The following is a 14,279-nucleotide window of genomic DNA, read 5'->3' as shown; positions in this document are numbered from 1 at the left end:
TATAAATAAATCATTTAATTACTTACAGCAGAGAGGAAGGGATTCGAACCCTCGAAACGCTTTTGGCGTTTACACACTTTCCAGGCGTGCGCCTTCGACCACTCGGCCACCTCTCTTAATAAGGCGTAAATTTATGTTTATAAACATAAACAGCAAAAAAAATCGTGTAATTATCTTATTAATATTAAAATTTCTACATAACTATTGTTTAATACCGCTCTACTAGGCTTAATTCGCCACGTAAAGAAGTTTCAAATATGGTTCGAAAAACTTTTTTTCCTAATTTTTTGGTTAGCAAATACATTAATTTAGCTACAGCTGCTTCAGTTGTTATATCTTTTCCGGAAATTACACCTATTTTTTTTAAGCCTTCGCTTGTTTCGTATTTCCCCATATTTACACTTCCACCACTACATTGTGTAACGTTAACTACTGCAATATTATTTTGTACGGCTTCGTGTAATAATTTTAAAAACCATTGATCTAATTTAGTGTTCCCACTTCCAAAGGTTTCTAAAACCACTCCTTTTAGTTTAGGTGTTTGTAACAAATGCCGTAAACTTGTTTCATTAATAGCAGGAAATACTTTTATAATTAAAATAGCATCTTCTAAATCTTTATGTACAACTAATTTTTTCTTTTTATGGGTGGTTAGCAAAGCCGTTTCATTAACCTTTAAATTTACACCAGATTCGGCTAAAGCAGGATAGTTTAAGCTCGCAAATGCTTCAAAATGTTCAGCATTAATTTTAGTAGTTCGATTAGCTCGATACAATTTATATTCAAAATACAGGCCTACTTCATTAATAATGGTTTTACCATTTCGCTTTAATCCTGCAATTTGTATGCTGGTTATTAAGTTTTCTTTAGCATCAGTGCGTAAGTCTCCAATAGGCAATTGCGAACCAGTAAAAATAACTGGTTTCGATAAATTTTCTAACATAAACGAAATCACCGAAGAAGTATAAGACATGGTGTCGCTGCCATGCAAAATAACAAAACCATCGTATTGCGCATAATTGCTTTCAATCAATTCTACAAGATTTACATAATGAGTAATATTCATGTCTGAAGAATCGATGGGTTTATCAAAACTAATTACATCAATATGATGCTCTAATAGCTGAAGCTCAGGAATCCGTTCTAATAATTGATCAAAATTAAAAGGCTTTAGAGTTCCACTTTTTGGATCTTTTATCATCCCTATGGTGCCTCCCGTGTAAATTAATAGAATATTAGATGTGTTTTTACTTGTCATAATTTTTAAATATTTCTTTAGCATTATTCGAAGTAATACGAGCAACTTCATCTAGGCTTAAGTTATAAACTGAAGCTACTTTTTTAGCGACATTTAGCAGGTAACTACTTTCGTTTCGTTTTCCACGGTATGGCGATGGAGCGAGATAAGGCGAGTCGGTTTCCAATACAATTTCTCGAAGAGAAATACGATCTAAAAACTGATCGATTTTACCATTTTTAAAAGTTACAACGCCTCCTATTCCTAGTTTCATCCCCAATTCAATTGCTTTTTCAGCTTGCTCAAAAGTTCCAGTAAAACAATGAAAAATTCCGTATAAATCTTCACCTTTTTCTTCTTCTAACACAGCAAACACTTCATTAAATGCTTCTCTACAATGTATAACAATAGGTAACTTATATTGTTTAGCCCAGTGTATTTGTTGTTTAAAAGCACGGATTTGTAAATCTAATTTTGTTTTATCCCAGTACAAATCAATTCCAATTTCACCAATAGCAGCAAAATTTCTTTCATGCAACTGCTCTTCAATATGGCTTAATTCATTATCTACATTTTCTTGTACCGAGGTTGGATGCAAGCCCATCATTAACTGCATGCAATTGGGATAATTTTTTTCCAGCTTGTACATGGCTTCGGTGTACGAAGAGTCGATAGCAGGAATATAAAAGCGTTCAACTCCGTTTGCAATGGCGCGCTGTATAGCTTCATCTCGATCTTCATCGAATTGCTCGCTGTACAAATGGGTGTGTGTATCTATTAAAATCATGTTGGCAAATTTATTGAATCGCTTGCTCTATATTTGCCAAAAATTGCAAAAATGTCATCATTAAAGAAGTTCTTATTCCAAAAGAAATTTCATTTGGTAAAATTAACCACAACAGCAACTCAACATTTACAGCTTTCCTGCCAAATTAATGGCGTGTCTGGCGACTTTATTTTAGATACAGGCGCATCTAATTCTTGCGTTGATTTTAAGTATGCGGACTACTTTAAGCTACAAACAGAAGACAGTAAAATACGTGCAGCTGGCGCTGGTGCTTCTAACATGCTTACACGCACATCATCCGCCAATAAACTATCTATCAAAGACTGGAATTACAATGAATTCGACTTAGTTTTGTTTGACTTAAGCCACGTTAACCGAGCCTTAGTAGAACACGAATCTGAAGTAATTCATGGTATAATTGGCGCCGATATTTTAAACACAGGCAAAGCAATTATCGACTACAAAAAGAAACGCTTATATTTAAAATAAAGCATCTCTGTTAAAAAACTTATACTAGTATATGTAGCCATTTCCCGCTTTTCGTTTTTACGCTTCTAGCTGCTGCTTTATTTTTATAGTCTTTCCTGCGGCTTCTAGGGTCGCCACCGCAAAAACCTAAAAATATAAGCATCAGCTCTGCAGGGTAACCACTACAATCGGGGCTAGGAATTTAGTTTTAATTTCAACTCGCTAGTTTACCTATCAAAGCATAACTTAAAATTGAAAGCTAGTAAACAGAAAAATCTTGACAAATAAAACGCTGGCCATTCCACACAAGAATTCGGAATTAAAAAACACCAATCAAAACTGTCATTCCGCACTTGATGCGGAATCTCATGAATTTGAGCTGAAAAGTTGAATCGAACTTGCTTTGCGTTTTCATAGCAATAAGACTCCGTGTCGTTGCACGGAGTGAGAGTTGGTAGGGAACTTTGCGGAGTGACAATTCCTAGGGAATATTTACAAGCTAAAATAATGACATCCATAAACTGAATTAAACAAAAAAAGCCCCCAAAATTGGGAGCTGTATTACAAAATACCAAACTTAGTTTAAGCTTCGGTATCTACTTCTTCTTCAGTATTGTCGATAAGCACTTGGCCACGGTAATATAATTTACCTTCACTCCAGTGTGCTCTATGGTAAAGGTGTGCTTCACCAGTAGTAGAATCGATAGCAACTTGTGGTGCAGTTGCTTTATAGTGCGTTCTACGTTTGTCTCTTCTTGTTTTGGAAATCTTTCTCTTTGGATGCGCCATTGCTCTTATGTATTAATCTTTTAATAATCCTTTTAACTTATCCCATCTCGGGTCTATTTCGTCTTCGTCTTTTGTTTCTTCTTTCTCGTCACTAGTTTGTGGCTTTAATTCTTGTAATTTATTTAAAATTTCAGAATCTAAAGTTCCATCTTCAACACCAGGATGTATGCGTTTAGCAGGAAGCCCTAAAATTACTGCTTCATAAATATACTGCTGCACCTCTACTTCATACTCTCCGTGTGGCAGAATTAGTAATTCTTCGTTTACTTCTTCATAATCGTCGCCAAACTTAACAACTATGCTCAATTTATTTTTAATGTCTTGATTATAAGGCTCCAGGGTAAGGTCACAATTTAAATTTACTTTTCCTACAACTTCAAAATCTAACTCAAGCATGTTTGCCTTTTTAGTTAAAAGCAAATTTGCTTTTACATTTGCAGCATTGAATTCTTGGTAATCAAAAAGTTCAAAGAACGAATTATCTAACTCATATTCAAACTGGTGCTTTCCAATTTTCAATCCCACAAATGGAATTGTGTAATCTTTAAATACCTTTTTCACAACATCAGTTTTGAGCCTGCAAATATAAAAAATAATTACAAACTACAAGTTGCTATCTTAATTAAGTTTATTACGTCTATTATCTTTACTTTTAGGCTGTACAGGCAGTGGGTTTGCGTTCATTTCTAAAAAATCCATTCTGTTTTTAAAAATATCGATAGCCCTATAAACTGCTTGTACAAAAGAGCTTGGGTCCGCTTGGTTTTTTCCAGCAATATCGAAAGCGGTGCCGTGATCGGGCGAAGTCCTAATTCGATTCATTCCTGCTGTAAAGTTTACGCCTTTTCCAAAAGCTAAAGTTTTAAATGGTATTAGGCCTTGGTCATGGTAAGCTGCTAAAACCGCATCGAAATTTTCATGATTTTTAGATCCAAAAAAAGAATCTGCTGCATAGGGTCCATACACTAACTCGCCCTGTAAATCGTTTATTTTATGAATGGTTGGTTGTAAAACCAACTGGTCTTCGTTACCAATTACGCCGTTATCGCCACTATGTGGATTAATTCCTAAAACGGCTATTCTTGGTTTTACTATTCCAAAATCTTTTTGCAGAGACTCGCTCATTAATTGCACTTTTTTCTGAATGCGTTCGGGCGTTATGTGTTTTGCTACATCTTTAACCGGCACATGGTCTGTGAGTAAACCAACCTTCAATTGGTCTGAAACCATAAACATTAAATTTTCTCCTTTTAGTTTTTCTGCAAAATAATCGGTGTGACCAGGAAATGTAAATTCTTCAGATTGAATACTATTTTTATTAATCGGTGCAGTTACTAAGACATCGATATCTTTATTTATTAAAGCTTCAGTGGCTACTTCAATAGAACGGACTGCATATTTTCCAGCTACTTTATCTTCTTCACCAAAATTCACTTTAAAATTAGATTTCCATGCGTTTACCACATTTATTTTTCCGTGTACCGCTTTAGTTGCGTGCGGTATACCGTGTAACCTCAACTCTAAGTTAAAATACTTTTTAAAAAAAGAAAGCATTTTTACGTTAGCAAAAATTACAGGCGTACAAAAATCTAGCATACGGACATCTTCAAAAGCTTTTAAAGCAATTTCGGGGCCTATACCATTTAAATCTCCAATACTAATACCTACTTTTATGGGTTTGTTTGTGCTCATACGCTGTTTCAAATTTTAAATCTAGCTATTTCTTAAATCGAACTTAAGTAAATTACAAATGAAGAAATACTAGCTTTATTTCAATTACTTTTGCTGCACAAAGGTAACTAAATAATCAAGGAAATGTTTACAGGAATTATTGAAGAAATAGGAAAAGTTAGCTCTATTGAACAAGAGGGCAGCAATTACCATTTTATTATTGAAGCCAAAATAGCTAAAGATTTAAAAATAGACCAAAGTGTTGCGCATAATGGAGTTTGTTTAACCGTGGTGGAGTGCGATGAAAATTCGTATCAAGTTACAGCAATAAAGGAAACCCTAGACAAAACCAATTTAGGAAACTGGAAAGTAGGAACTCCTGTTAATTTAGAACGTGGCATACGTTTAAATGCGCATTTGGATGGCCACATTGTGCAAGGTCATGTAGACCAAACTGCCATTTGTACAGAAGTAAAGACCGAAGATGGAAGCTGGTTTTTTAGTTTTGAATACCAACCTGAGCAACAAAATATAACCATTGAAAAGGGAAGCATTACCATTAATGGGGTAAGTTTAACCGTGGTAGATAGCAGGATTAATACATTTAGTGTTGCTATTATTCCGTATACCTTCGATCATACCAATTTTTATTCTTTAAAAGAAAGTGATGTAGTAAACTTAGAGTTTGATGTAATTGGCAAATATGTTAAGCGTTTAATGGAGGTACAAGGGAAATAATTTTTTTTTCACTTTGTTATTAGCCACCAATTTTTATTAAAATTAATGCTACCTAGCAAAAGAAATAAAGCTGCCATGCTTTAATTGAAGGAATTTTTTTATAAGCTGATGTAAAACTTTGTTTTTAGTAAACAGCACAGGTTGCAACCCCTACTATCCAAAACATTAATCTGTATCCTTATTCTTTAAATAATTTAATAGTTCATCTCTTACCTTAGCATTAAAAGGCTTATTACGTGCAGGAAAAGAATCACTTGCAAGTATTTCTTCTAAAGAAAGATAACCACTATCAAAGCCGTCTAAAACTCCACCAGTTATAAATATTTTATCAGGGACTTCGCACTTTAAATCGATTATAAAAAACTTTAATGCTTCTAAATTTGCTTTTCTTAGGCAGTTGTAAACTACATTATGATAGTAATCATCAGGGTTATTATATTTATTCAAATCAATATCCTTTAAGTTAGTGGTTAATGCTTTTAGCATTTTGATGACACATTTCTTATTATTTTGCTTATAAATAATTACATCTACGATGGCTTCATTATTTAATACATTATTACAGGCTTCAGCATATTCATCATCATATCTTAATCTAACATCTGCATTATATTCGACGAGTTTATTAATAAAAAACAAGTTGCAATTCGGAGAACCCAACATTATCGCTGTACCCAATGGTTTATTACATCCAAAATCCATTATATTAGGGTCAGCACCTAATTTTAATAATTCTTCAAAAGCTTTTTTTCTATTGTTGAGAATGGATATCGACAGTAGAGAAACATTGTATTTAGGGTCTTTAAAATTTAAGATTTCTTCATTTTTATTTGCTTCTTCCCTAATAACCTGTAAATCATTTTTCTCAATCGCTTTAACAATTCGTTCCGCTGTTGTTCCATAAAAGTTTGAAAAACGATGTGATGGCTGTCTAAAATCTAGACAGCTATAAACTAGTAGTGGTATGAATATTAAAATAAATTTTTTCATCATTAAATTGATTTTGATAAAGTTACGGTATTATAAAGCTATTTGCATAAATACATCTTTACTATTGGCGCGGATTTGAAATCTGCACTATCGCTTATTTAACGTATTGATTAGTGTATATTTGTATACATTTTTCACGCTAAAGTTATAAATCTCTGCGTTCATTGCGTCTCTGGGGTGAGAAAAAATAACCGCAAAGACGCTAAGTTCGCAGAGAAAGTACATCAGCTCTACTATTAAGCAAGTGCCTAAGCCAATTAACTTATTACAATAGTTTGATATCAGTAAAAAAAAGAGTTCCAAATTCAATTCAAAATCTGGAACTCAAAATTTAAAATTTATACCAACTTACATCTCATTCAGCATATTCGAAATCTCGTCTAATTTTGGAGTTAAGACTACTTCAATTCTACGGTTTTTGGCTTTGCCATCTGCGGTTTCATTGGTAGCAACTGGTGCGTGTTCGCCTTTTCCTGCAGCGGTTAAATTCTGTGGATCAATATCATTATTTTTCAATAAAAGTTTTAAAACTTCGGTGGCGCGTTTGGTAGATAAATCCCAGTTGTCGGTAAGTTGTCCCGTTCCACGATACGGATCGTCGTCGGTGTGACCTTCAATTGAAACGGCAATATCTGGATTTTGAGCTAAGACTTTTCCTAATTCGGCTACTGCTTTTTTTCCTTCGCTTCCTACCGACCAGCTTCCTGAACTAAACAACAATTTATTTTCCATAGAAACATAAACCTTTCCGTCACGTTGTTCTACCGTTAAGCCTTTACCTTCAAAGTTAGTTAATGCTTTGGATAGATTTTCGCGTAAGCTATTCATTTTTTGCTCTTTGTCGGCAATTAAGCCTTCTAGCTCATCGATGCGTTGCGAACGAGATGCTAAATCCTTTTGCAACTTTTCTAGTCGATCTTGTTCTACGGCTAAGGTTTTTTCTTTTTCTTCTAATTCTTTTAATAACTCGCGATTGCGTTTGGAATTTTCAGCTAAAGCAGAAGAACTATTTTTCTCCAAAGCATCGTATGATTTGGATAAATTTAGGTAATTGGTTTGCATGTTGGCATACTGCATTCGCAATTCTTCTTCATCTTTTTTCAACTGATTGTATTCACTTTGTAAGTTAGCTAACTGCGATTTTACATCGGCTAGCTCACTTTCGGTATCTTGTTGTTTTTCTTTTAGCAGCTGATAATCGTCTACCAAACTATTATAATTTCCTTCTAAGTCTTTAAATTTTTTCTGGCTTACACAAGATGTAAGTAAAAGTGCCGGGAGAGCAATGGCAAAAATTAAGCGTATTGATTTCATAGTTTGTTTTTTAGTTGAACGGTTTTAAATTGGTTTTCGTATTTAATTTAGTTCTAAAAGTACAGGACAATGGTCGCTGTGCTTGGCTTGGTTTAAAATTGCAGTGCGTTTAATTTTATCTTGTAAATGCTTGGCTAATAAATGGTAATCTAAACGCCAACCTTTATTGTTTGCTCTGGCATTAGCACGATAACTCCACCATGAATAGGTAGTTTCATCAGGATGCTGAAGCCTAAATGTATCAATAAAACCACTGGCTAAGAAGCCTGAAAGCCATTTGCGTTCTACTGGTAAAAAACCGGATACATTTTTTAATCGAATAGGATCGTGAATGTCGATAGGTTCGTGGCAAATATTATAATCACCACAAATATTTAGATTTGGAACTTCCTTAGTCAATTGATTGATATAGGTTTGCAAATCGGACATGTACTTCAATTTAAAATCCAGTCGTGTATCGTTAGTTCCCGATGGCAAATACATACTCATGATGGAAATTTCATCGAAATCTGCCCGTAAGTTTCTTCCTTCGGCATCCATATAATCAATTCCCGTTCCGTAAACTACATTTTTAGGCTGGTTTTTACTGATGATTCCCACGCCGCTATATCCTTTTTTTTGGGCTGAATACCAATAACAATAATTGTATCCTATCGCTTCAAATAACGAATTATCAATCTGTTCGGGTTGAGCTTTGGTTTCTTGAAAACATACCACGTCTGCATCAGCGGCTTGAAGCCATTCTATCAAGTCTTTTTTTAAGGCAGCACGAATTCCGTTTACGTTATAAGAAAGTATTTTCATTGCAATAATTTGGTTTCAAAAGTAATGGATTTTAGCAAGAAAAAAGACATGTGGAGAAAAGAGATTAGCAATATTAGATAAGCGAATAAATGATGAAAAGAATAAATGATGAAAAGACTAAAAGACTAAAAGATGAAAAAGGATAAAAAAAACAAAAGACTTCCTACTAAAAACTATCAGCTACCAACTTTTTTACCTTGAGAGAAATGTTCTATGGTAAATGGTGTTTGGGTAGTATTAAATATTAAGAATTGAGAACAAAGAGACAAAAAGATGATTTTTTCTTTGCATATCATTATTTAAACCAATAGCAAGGAAAAGAGAGACATAAATGCATAAAAAAAGCCGTTTCAAATATGTTGAAACGGCTTTTTTAAATTTTTTTTCTAGTAATTAAGCTTGTACAGGCTCAATTGAAACATAAGATTTATCATCTTTTGTTCTACTAAATTTTACAATTCCATCCACTTTTGCGTGAAGGGTATGATCTTTACCAGCGTACACATTTTCACCTGGTCTATGAGCAGTACCGCGTTGTCTAACAATAATATTGCCTGCAATCGCTGGTTGACCGCCAAAAATCTTAACACCTAAGCGTTTTGATTCTGATTCTCTTCCGTTTTTAGAACTACCTACACCTTTCTTGTGAGCCATCTCTTTAGGTTTTTAAAAATTAATATTATTTACTTAGTGCTTCAATTAATTCTGCTTTCTTTAAAGCAGAATAACCTTCTAAACCACGATCTTTAGCTAATTTTTTTAAATCTGCTACTGTCATGCTTTCTAAATCTGCACTTTCTCCCTTAGGAGCTTCAGACTTTTTAGCTTCAGCTTTAGGAGTTGCTTTTTCTTCTTTCTTTGGCGCTGCTTTCTTAGCACCAGAAGCGATAATTTCTTCAATTAAAACTTCAGTTAAGGATTGTCTGTGTCCGTTTTTCTTACGGTAACCTTTACGTCTCTTTTTCTTAAAAACGATAACTTTATCGCCTTTTAAATGCCCTAAAACTTTTGCTTTTACTTGAGCACCATCTATAGCTGGGGCGCCGATTGTAGTATTTTCACCATCCATTAACAACATTACATTGTCAAAAGTTACGCTGTCTCCTTCATTAGAAGCCAAACGGTGAACATACACTTTCTGGTCTTTTGCAACTTTAAATTGCTGCCCTGCCATCTCTACAATTGCATACATAGTGTATAAATTTAAATTATTTTTTAAAAATGTGTGCAAATATAGTGCTTAAATCTGAAACCACAAAGTTTGTTTTAAAACTATATTTTACTGTATATGAAGTGATTTAAAATTAGTGTGATGATGTAAAAATATCAATTTAGTAAAATTAATAGCATTTCGATTGTATGTCTTCACTATTTAATACCGATGTACGAACTTTATTCGGCAGGGACATTTAAAACAACATTCGGTATAAAGATTTGAAAAAAATAATGTAATAATAAAACTTATCCTTTTAGTTTATTCTTAAACAATTGCATAAAAGCTAAGGTTAATACCACGGTTGTAGCTAAACCCATTAACAATACAATAAAAGCAAAAGTAGCAACACCTATATCGTAATGACTAGCAAAGTCTGAAACTAATTCACTTAAAAAAACCGGCTCTAATTCTGTGGCATAAACAGCCATAAAAACTGTAAATAAAATAGAAGCGATAAATCCAGTAACCAATCCAGCCGAAAACCCAGTGGTATAATTATAATCTTCACCTGTTTCTATCCTTCTATAGCGTATCGCTTCATAAATTGCAAAACCCGTAATTACTCCATTAAATAAACTGAAAAAAGGATTGGTATGTAATCCAAATAAAGATAAAACCAAAAAATAGGCAATTAGCGATGTGGCTAATGCAAATGCAAAACGTATAGGTAAAGTAAAATTATTCATTATTTATATTTTTATGGTAAATTTAAAGAATTCTTCATTTTATTAAATTAAATACTTGTTAATTTTAAATTTTATTAAATTTAGAAAGTTTTAAGAAGTTGCTATCCAAAAAAACCTTCATATTTGTAACAAATGTTTTAAACAACATACATATTATACTAACAAATTAAAACTAATAAAAATGACACAAAAAATTAGCTTATCTGTCATTGCCGTATTGCTTTCTTTTGTTGGCTTCGCCCAACAAGTAGATTATGAGCTATACACCATGGACAATGGCTTAGATGTAATTCTTCATCAAGACAATTCAGCTCCCGTTGTAACGGTGGGGGTAATGTACCATGTTGGAGCAAAAGATGAAGTAGAAGGAAGAACGGGTTTTGCTCACTTTTTTGAGCACTTACTTTTTGAAGGAACCGAAAATATTGAACGTGGTGAATGGTTCGATATTGTTTCGGCAAATGGCGGGCAAAATAATGCCAACACTACATTTGATAGAACATATTACTACGAAACTTTTCCATCAAACAATTTAGAATTAGGTTTGTGGATGGAGTCTGAGCGTATGTTTCACCCCGTAATTAACAAAATTGGAGTAGACACACAAAACGAAGTAGTAAAAGAAGAAAAAAGAACTAGAGTTGATAATGCTCCTTATGGGAAAATTATTTACTCCACAGGCATCAATCCTTATTTATTCGAAAAACATCCATACAAAGGTTCTGTTATTGGAACCATGGCCGATTTAGATGCAGCAGAATTAGATGAGTTTTTAGACTTTTTCGATAAATTTTACGGACCAAATAATGCTACGCTTGTTATTGCTGGCGACATTGATTTAGAAGAAACTAAAGTTTTAGCTAATAAATACTTTAGTGAAATACCTAAAGGCCCAGAAGTAGAGCGAGTTAAAATTGAAGAAGACCCAATTGAAGAAACTATTGTTGCTACTGAATACGACGACAACATTCAAATTCCAGCTAAAATCTTTGTATACAGAACACCAGGAATGGGTGAACGCGATACGTATGTTTTAGATATGATTTCTTCTATCTTAACTGATGGAAAAAGTTCTAGAATGTACAAACGCTTAGTTGATGATGAAAAGATTGCGCTTCAAGTTCTTGCCCTTAATAGAACACAAGAAGATTACGGAACTTATGTAATGGGTGGTTTAGCTATGGGCGATACTGATTTAAGTGAAATTGCTGCGAGTGTAGACGATGAAATTGAAAAATTAAAAGCAGAATTAATATCTGAACGCGAATATGAAAAATTACAAAATAAGTTCGAAAACAGATATGTAAGTTCTAACTCAAGCATTCAAGGTATTGCTTCGTCGCTTGCTACTTATCACGTACTTTTTGATGATGTTGATTTAATTAACAAGGAAATTGAAATTTACAGAAGCATTACTCGCGAAGAAATTAAAGAAGTTGCCAATAAGTACTTAAATGCATCTTCTCGATTAGACTTAGACTATTTACCAACACCAAACGATCAATAAAATGAAAAATAAACTCATAATAAGCCTATTTTGTCTTTTTGTAAGTGCTTCGATATTTGCACAGATTGACCGCTCACAGATGCCAACGCCTGGACCAGCACCAAGTATTAATTTAGGCGAACCTGAAACTTTTACACTTAAAAATGGACTTAAAGTTTTAGTTGTAGAAAACAATAAATTACCGAGAGTAACTGCTAGAATCTTAACCGATTTACCACCTTCTTTCGAAGAAAAACCAGGCACGTCTGCCTTGCTTTCTTCTTTAATGGGAACAGGTACAGAGAATATTACTAAAGATGAATTTAACGAAGAAGTAGACTTTCTTGGAGCTAACATAAGTTATGGTTCTTCAAGTGTTTACGCAAGTTCACTTTCAAAATTCTTCCCAAGAGTGGTAGAATTAATGGCAGATGGTTTATTAAATCCTGTTTTTACAGAAGAAGAGTTAGAAGCCGAAAGAGCAAAATTAATTGAAGGCATTAAATCTAACGAAAAAAACACGCCTGCAATTACAAGCCAAGTAGCTTCTGCATTAAGCTATGGTATAGACCATCCTTATGGCCAAATAGAAACTGTAGAAAGTGTTGAAAGTATCACTTTAGAAGACATCCAACAAATGTATAATGAAAATCTTACGCCAGCGAAAGCATACATGGTGGTAGTTGGAGACATTTCTATAAAAGAAGTAAAAAAATTAGTTAAAAAGCACTTTAAAAAGTGGAAAGGCAATGCAACACAAGATCATAATTTAGTAACACCACAGGACGCAGAGTTTGCGCAAATTAACCTTGTTGATATGCCGAATGCAGTGCAAAGTCAAGTTACTGTGCAAAATTTAGTTGACCTAAGGTTAGGAGATGAAGATTACTTTTCTGTTTTAGTAATGAACGATATTTTAGGAGGAAGTTTTGGAAGTTACCTAAACATGAATCTTAGAGAAGACAAAGGATGGACATACGGAGCACGCTCAAGCGTTGGCACAAGCCGCTACCCTATGGCGTCGCGTTTTAGCGCTTCTAGCCAAGTAAGAAACGCAGTTACCGATAGCACAGTAGTTGAAATTTTAAAAGAAATTGATAAAATTAGAACTGAAGATGTAGATGCTCAGAAATTAGAAGATGTTAAGAAAAGCTTTGCAGGTACATTTGTATTGCGTTTAGAAAACCCTGGCACCGTTGCAAATTATGCGTTAAACATTGAATTAAACGACTTATCAGAAGATTTTTACGAAAACTATTTAAAGAAAATTAATGCTGTATCCGTAGAAGATGTAAAACGTGTTGCAAATAAGTACATTAAACCTGAACATTTGCGTTTTGTAATTGGTGGTAAAGGTGCAGATATTGCATCTGGACTTGAAAACATTGACTACCAAGGAAAAACACTTCCTGTAATGTATTTTGATAAAGAAGCTAATCAAGTTGAGAAACCTGAGTTTTCAAAACCGATTCCCGACGGTGTTACTTTAGCTACAGTTTATGCAGATTATATTGAAGCCATTGGCGGAGAAGAAAACGCCAAAGCTGTAGAAAGCGTAGTAATGAAAGGAAATGCAAGTATTCAAGGTATGAGCTTAAATGTATTGATGAAAAATACAAGCGATGGTAAAATGTTACAAAGCATTAACATGGGTGCTATGGCTATTAACAAAACAGTTTTTGACGGTGCAAAAGGATATACCGAAACACAAGGTCAAAAAATGGAATTTGATGAAGAACAAATCGAAGCCCAAAAGAAAATGGCTGGCATTTTTCCAGAGCTAAATCCTAGTGAAGGCATAGAGTTACTTAGTATTCAAAATTTAGATGGTGAAGATGCCTATGTTGTTCAAATTTCAGAAAACATAAAAGAATATTATTCTGTTGGTACAGGTTTAAAATTAATGACAGCCACAACAGTTGAGCAAGGAGGACAATCTTTTACTACTACGATTAAATATGAAGATTATACTGAAATAGATGGTTTAAAATTTCCATTTAAATACGTACAAGATATAGGACAAGAATTAGTAATTAACTTCGACGATATTTTACTTAATAAAGAAGTTTCAGAAGAAGATTTTAAATAAAATT

At 33.7% G+C, this 14,279-nt stretch carries 15 protein-coding genes and 1 tRNA gene; 4 read left to right on the top strand and 12 right to left on the bottom strand.

Annotation, left to right across the window (positions count from 1 at the left end; all coding sequences use genetic code 11):
- Window positions 1–28: 28 nt before the first annotated feature.
- The 3 genes from IEV63_RS10115 to IEV63_RS10105 all read right to left on the bottom strand — a co-directional run bounded on the left by IEV63_RS10115 (window position 29) and on the right by IEV63_RS10105 (window position 2,024).
- Window positions 29–116, bottom strand: a tRNA-Ser gene (locus IEV63_RS10115).
- Between the two features lie 92 nt (window positions 117–208).
- On the bottom strand, window positions 209–1,258 hold the full coding sequence (locus IEV63_RS10110; protein WP_188406695.1) for an asparaginase: 1,050 nt from the start codon (window positions 1,256–1,258) through the stop codon (window positions 209–211).
- The gene (locus tag IEV63_RS10105) at window positions 1,248–2,024 is read right to left on the bottom strand and encodes a TatD family hydrolase (protein ID WP_188406694.1); all 777 of its coding nucleotides are present in this window, start codon (window positions 2,022–2,024) and stop codon (window positions 1,248–1,250) included. The genes IEV63_RS10110 and IEV63_RS10105 overlap by 11 nt, the downstream gene beginning before the upstream one ends.
- 51 nt (window positions 2,025–2,075) lie before the next feature.
- On the opposite strand from IEV63_RS10105, the gene IEV63_RS10100 reads away from it, so the two are divergent.
- Window positions 2,076–2,513 carry a retropepsin-like aspartic protease gene (locus IEV63_RS10100; RefSeq protein WP_188406693.1) on the top strand — a complete coding sequence of 146 codons (438 nt, stop codon included), beginning with the start codon at window positions 2,076–2,078 and terminating at the stop codon, window positions 2,511–2,513.
- A 561-nt stretch (window positions 2,514–3,074) separates the two neighbouring features.
- On the opposite strand, the gene rpmF is transcribed toward IEV63_RS10100, so the two are convergent.
- The 3 genes from rpmF to pdxA are packed head-to-tail and all read right to left on the bottom strand — an operon-like array spanning window position 3,075 to window position 4,973.
- Entirely contained in the window at window positions 3,075–3,281 is a 207-nt protein-coding gene (gene rpmF, locus IEV63_RS10095; protein ID WP_188406692.1) for a 50S ribosomal protein L32, read from the bottom strand.
- Between the two features lie 12 nt (window positions 3,282–3,293).
- On the bottom strand, window positions 3,294–3,842 hold the full coding sequence (locus tag IEV63_RS10090; RefSeq protein ID WP_188406691.1) for a YceD family protein: 549 nt from the start codon (window positions 3,840–3,842) through the stop codon (window positions 3,294–3,296).
- A gap of 57 nt (window positions 3,843–3,899) precedes the next feature.
- Window positions 3,900–4,973 (bottom strand): 4-hydroxythreonine-4-phosphate dehydrogenase PdxA, encoded by a 1,074-nt coding sequence (gene pdxA, locus IEV63_RS10085; RefSeq protein WP_188406690.1) that lies wholly within the window; start codon window positions 4,971–4,973, stop codon window positions 3,900–3,902.
- Window positions 4,974–5,096: 123 nt separating this feature from the next.
- Here pdxA and IEV63_RS10080 point away from each other — a divergent pair, with 123 nt between their 5' ends.
- Window positions 5,097–5,690 (top strand): riboflavin synthase, encoded by a 594-nt coding sequence (locus tag IEV63_RS10080; protein ID WP_188406689.1) that lies wholly within the window; start codon window positions 5,097–5,099, stop codon window positions 5,688–5,690.
- A 165-nt stretch (window positions 5,691–5,855) separates the two neighbouring features.
- On the opposite strand, the gene IEV63_RS10075 is transcribed toward IEV63_RS10080, so the two are convergent.
- From IEV63_RS10075 to IEV63_RS10050, 6 genes are all read right to left on the bottom strand, one after another.
- Window positions 5,856–6,683, bottom strand: a complete 828-nt coding sequence (locus IEV63_RS10075) for an ankyrin repeat domain-containing protein (RefSeq protein ID WP_188406688.1) — start codon at window positions 6,681–6,683, stop codon at window positions 5,856–5,858.
- Between the two features lie 345 nt (window positions 6,684–7,028).
- Window positions 7,029–7,994, bottom strand: coding sequence for an OmpA family protein (locus IEV63_RS10070; RefSeq protein WP_188406687.1), 966 nt, complete (start codon window positions 7,992–7,994; stop codon window positions 7,029–7,031).
- 42 nt (window positions 7,995–8,036) lie between these two features.
- Window positions 8,037–8,798: an exodeoxyribonuclease III gene (locus tag IEV63_RS10065; protein ID WP_188406686.1), complete on the bottom strand. Its 762-nt coding sequence runs from the start codon at window positions 8,796–8,798 to the stop codon at window positions 8,037–8,039.
- Between the two features lie 393 nt (window positions 8,799–9,191).
- Window positions 9,192–9,452: a 50S ribosomal protein L27 gene (gene rpmA, locus IEV63_RS10060; protein WP_188406685.1), complete on the bottom strand. Its 261-nt coding sequence runs from the start codon at window positions 9,450–9,452 to the stop codon at window positions 9,192–9,194.
- Between the two features lie 25 nt (window positions 9,453–9,477).
- Window positions 9,478–9,990, bottom strand: a complete 513-nt coding sequence (gene rplU, locus IEV63_RS10055; RefSeq protein WP_188406684.1) for a 50S ribosomal protein L21 — start codon at window positions 9,988–9,990, stop codon at window positions 9,478–9,480.
- A gap of 269 nt (window positions 9,991–10,259) precedes the next feature.
- Window positions 10,260–10,700, bottom strand: coding sequence for a DUF4199 domain-containing protein (locus IEV63_RS10050; protein WP_188406683.1), 441 nt, complete (start codon window positions 10,698–10,700; stop codon window positions 10,260–10,262).
- A 181-nt stretch (window positions 10,701–10,881) separates the two neighbouring features.
- Here IEV63_RS10050 and IEV63_RS10045 point away from each other — a divergent pair, with 181 nt between their 5' ends.
- Together IEV63_RS10045 and IEV63_RS10040 are read left to right on the top strand one after the other, a co-directional pair.
- A complete protein-coding gene (locus tag IEV63_RS10045) occupies window positions 10,882–12,207 on the top strand; it encodes a M16 family metallopeptidase (protein WP_188406682.1) in 1,326 nt (441 codons plus the stop codon).
- Window position 12,208: 1 nt separating this feature from the next.
- Complete coding sequence (locus IEV63_RS10040) at window positions 12,209–14,275, top strand: M16 family metallopeptidase (protein WP_188406681.1); 2,067 nt, start codon at window positions 12,209–12,211, stop codon at window positions 14,273–14,275.
- Window positions 14,276–14,279 lie beyond the last annotated feature (4 nt).

Origin of the sequence: Psychroflexus salis, from assembly GCF_014640175.1 — a bacterium.
Classification (GTDB): Bacteria; Bacteroidota; Bacteroidia; order Flavobacteriales; family Flavobacteriaceae; genus Psychroflexus; species Psychroflexus salis.
The sequence above is the reverse complement of the archived record's forward strand: the minus strand, read 5'-3'. Positions and strand labels throughout refer to the sequence as shown.

What these genes read in the sequence shown, in the direction of transcription:
- IEV63_RS10040 (WP_188406681.1), top strand. Translation starts at nt 12,209, where the DNA reads ATGAAAAATAAACTCATAATAAGCCTATTTTGTCTTTTTGTAAGTGCT.
- rpmA (WP_188406685.1), bottom strand. Translation starts at nt 9,452, where the DNA reads ATGGCTCACAAGAAAGGTGTAGGTAGTTCTAAAAACGGAAGAGAATCA.
- IEV63_RS10070 (WP_188406687.1), bottom strand. Translation starts at nt 7,994, where the DNA reads ATGAAATCAATACGCTTAATTTTTGCCATTGCTCTCCCGGCACTTTTA.
- rplU (WP_188406684.1), bottom strand. Translation starts at nt 9,990, where the DNA reads ATGTATGCAATTGTAGAGATGGCAGGGCAGCAATTTAAAGTTGCAAAA.
- IEV63_RS10075 (WP_188406688.1), bottom strand. Translation starts at nt 6,683, where the DNA reads ATGATGAAAAAATTTATTTTAATATTCATACCACTACTAGTTTATAGC.
- IEV63_RS10045 (WP_188406682.1), top strand. Translation starts at nt 10,882, where the DNA reads ATGACACAAAAAATTAGCTTATCTGTCATTGCCGTATTGCTTTCTTTT.
- pdxA (WP_188406690.1), bottom strand. Translation starts at nt 4,973, where the DNA reads ATGAGCACAAACAAACCCATAAAAGTAGGTATTAGTATTGGAGATTTA.
- rpmF (WP_188406692.1), bottom strand. Translation starts at nt 3,281, where the DNA reads ATGGCGCATCCAAAGAGAAAGATTTCCAAAACAAGAAGAGACAAACGT.
- IEV63_RS10110 (WP_188406695.1), bottom strand. Translation starts at nt 1,258, where the DNA reads ATGACAAGTAAAAACACATCTAATATTCTATTAATTTACACGGGAGGC.
- IEV63_RS10080 (WP_188406689.1), top strand. Translation starts at nt 5,097, where the DNA reads ATGTTTACAGGAATTATTGAAGAAATAGGAAAAGTTAGCTCTATTGAA.
- IEV63_RS10100 (WP_188406693.1), top strand. Translation starts at nt 2,076, where the DNA reads ATGTCATCATTAAAGAAGTTCTTATTCCAAAAGAAATTTCATTTGGTA.
- IEV63_RS10050 (WP_188406683.1), bottom strand. Translation starts at nt 10,700, where the DNA reads ATGAATAATTTTACTTTACCTATACGTTTTGCATTTGCATTAGCCACA.
- IEV63_RS10105 (WP_188406694.1), bottom strand. Translation starts at nt 2,024, where the DNA reads ATGATTTTAATAGATACACACACCCATTTGTACAGCGAGCAATTCGAT.
- IEV63_RS10065 (WP_188406686.1), bottom strand. Translation starts at nt 8,798, where the DNA reads ATGAAAATACTTTCTTATAACGTAAACGGAATTCGTGCTGCCTTAAAA.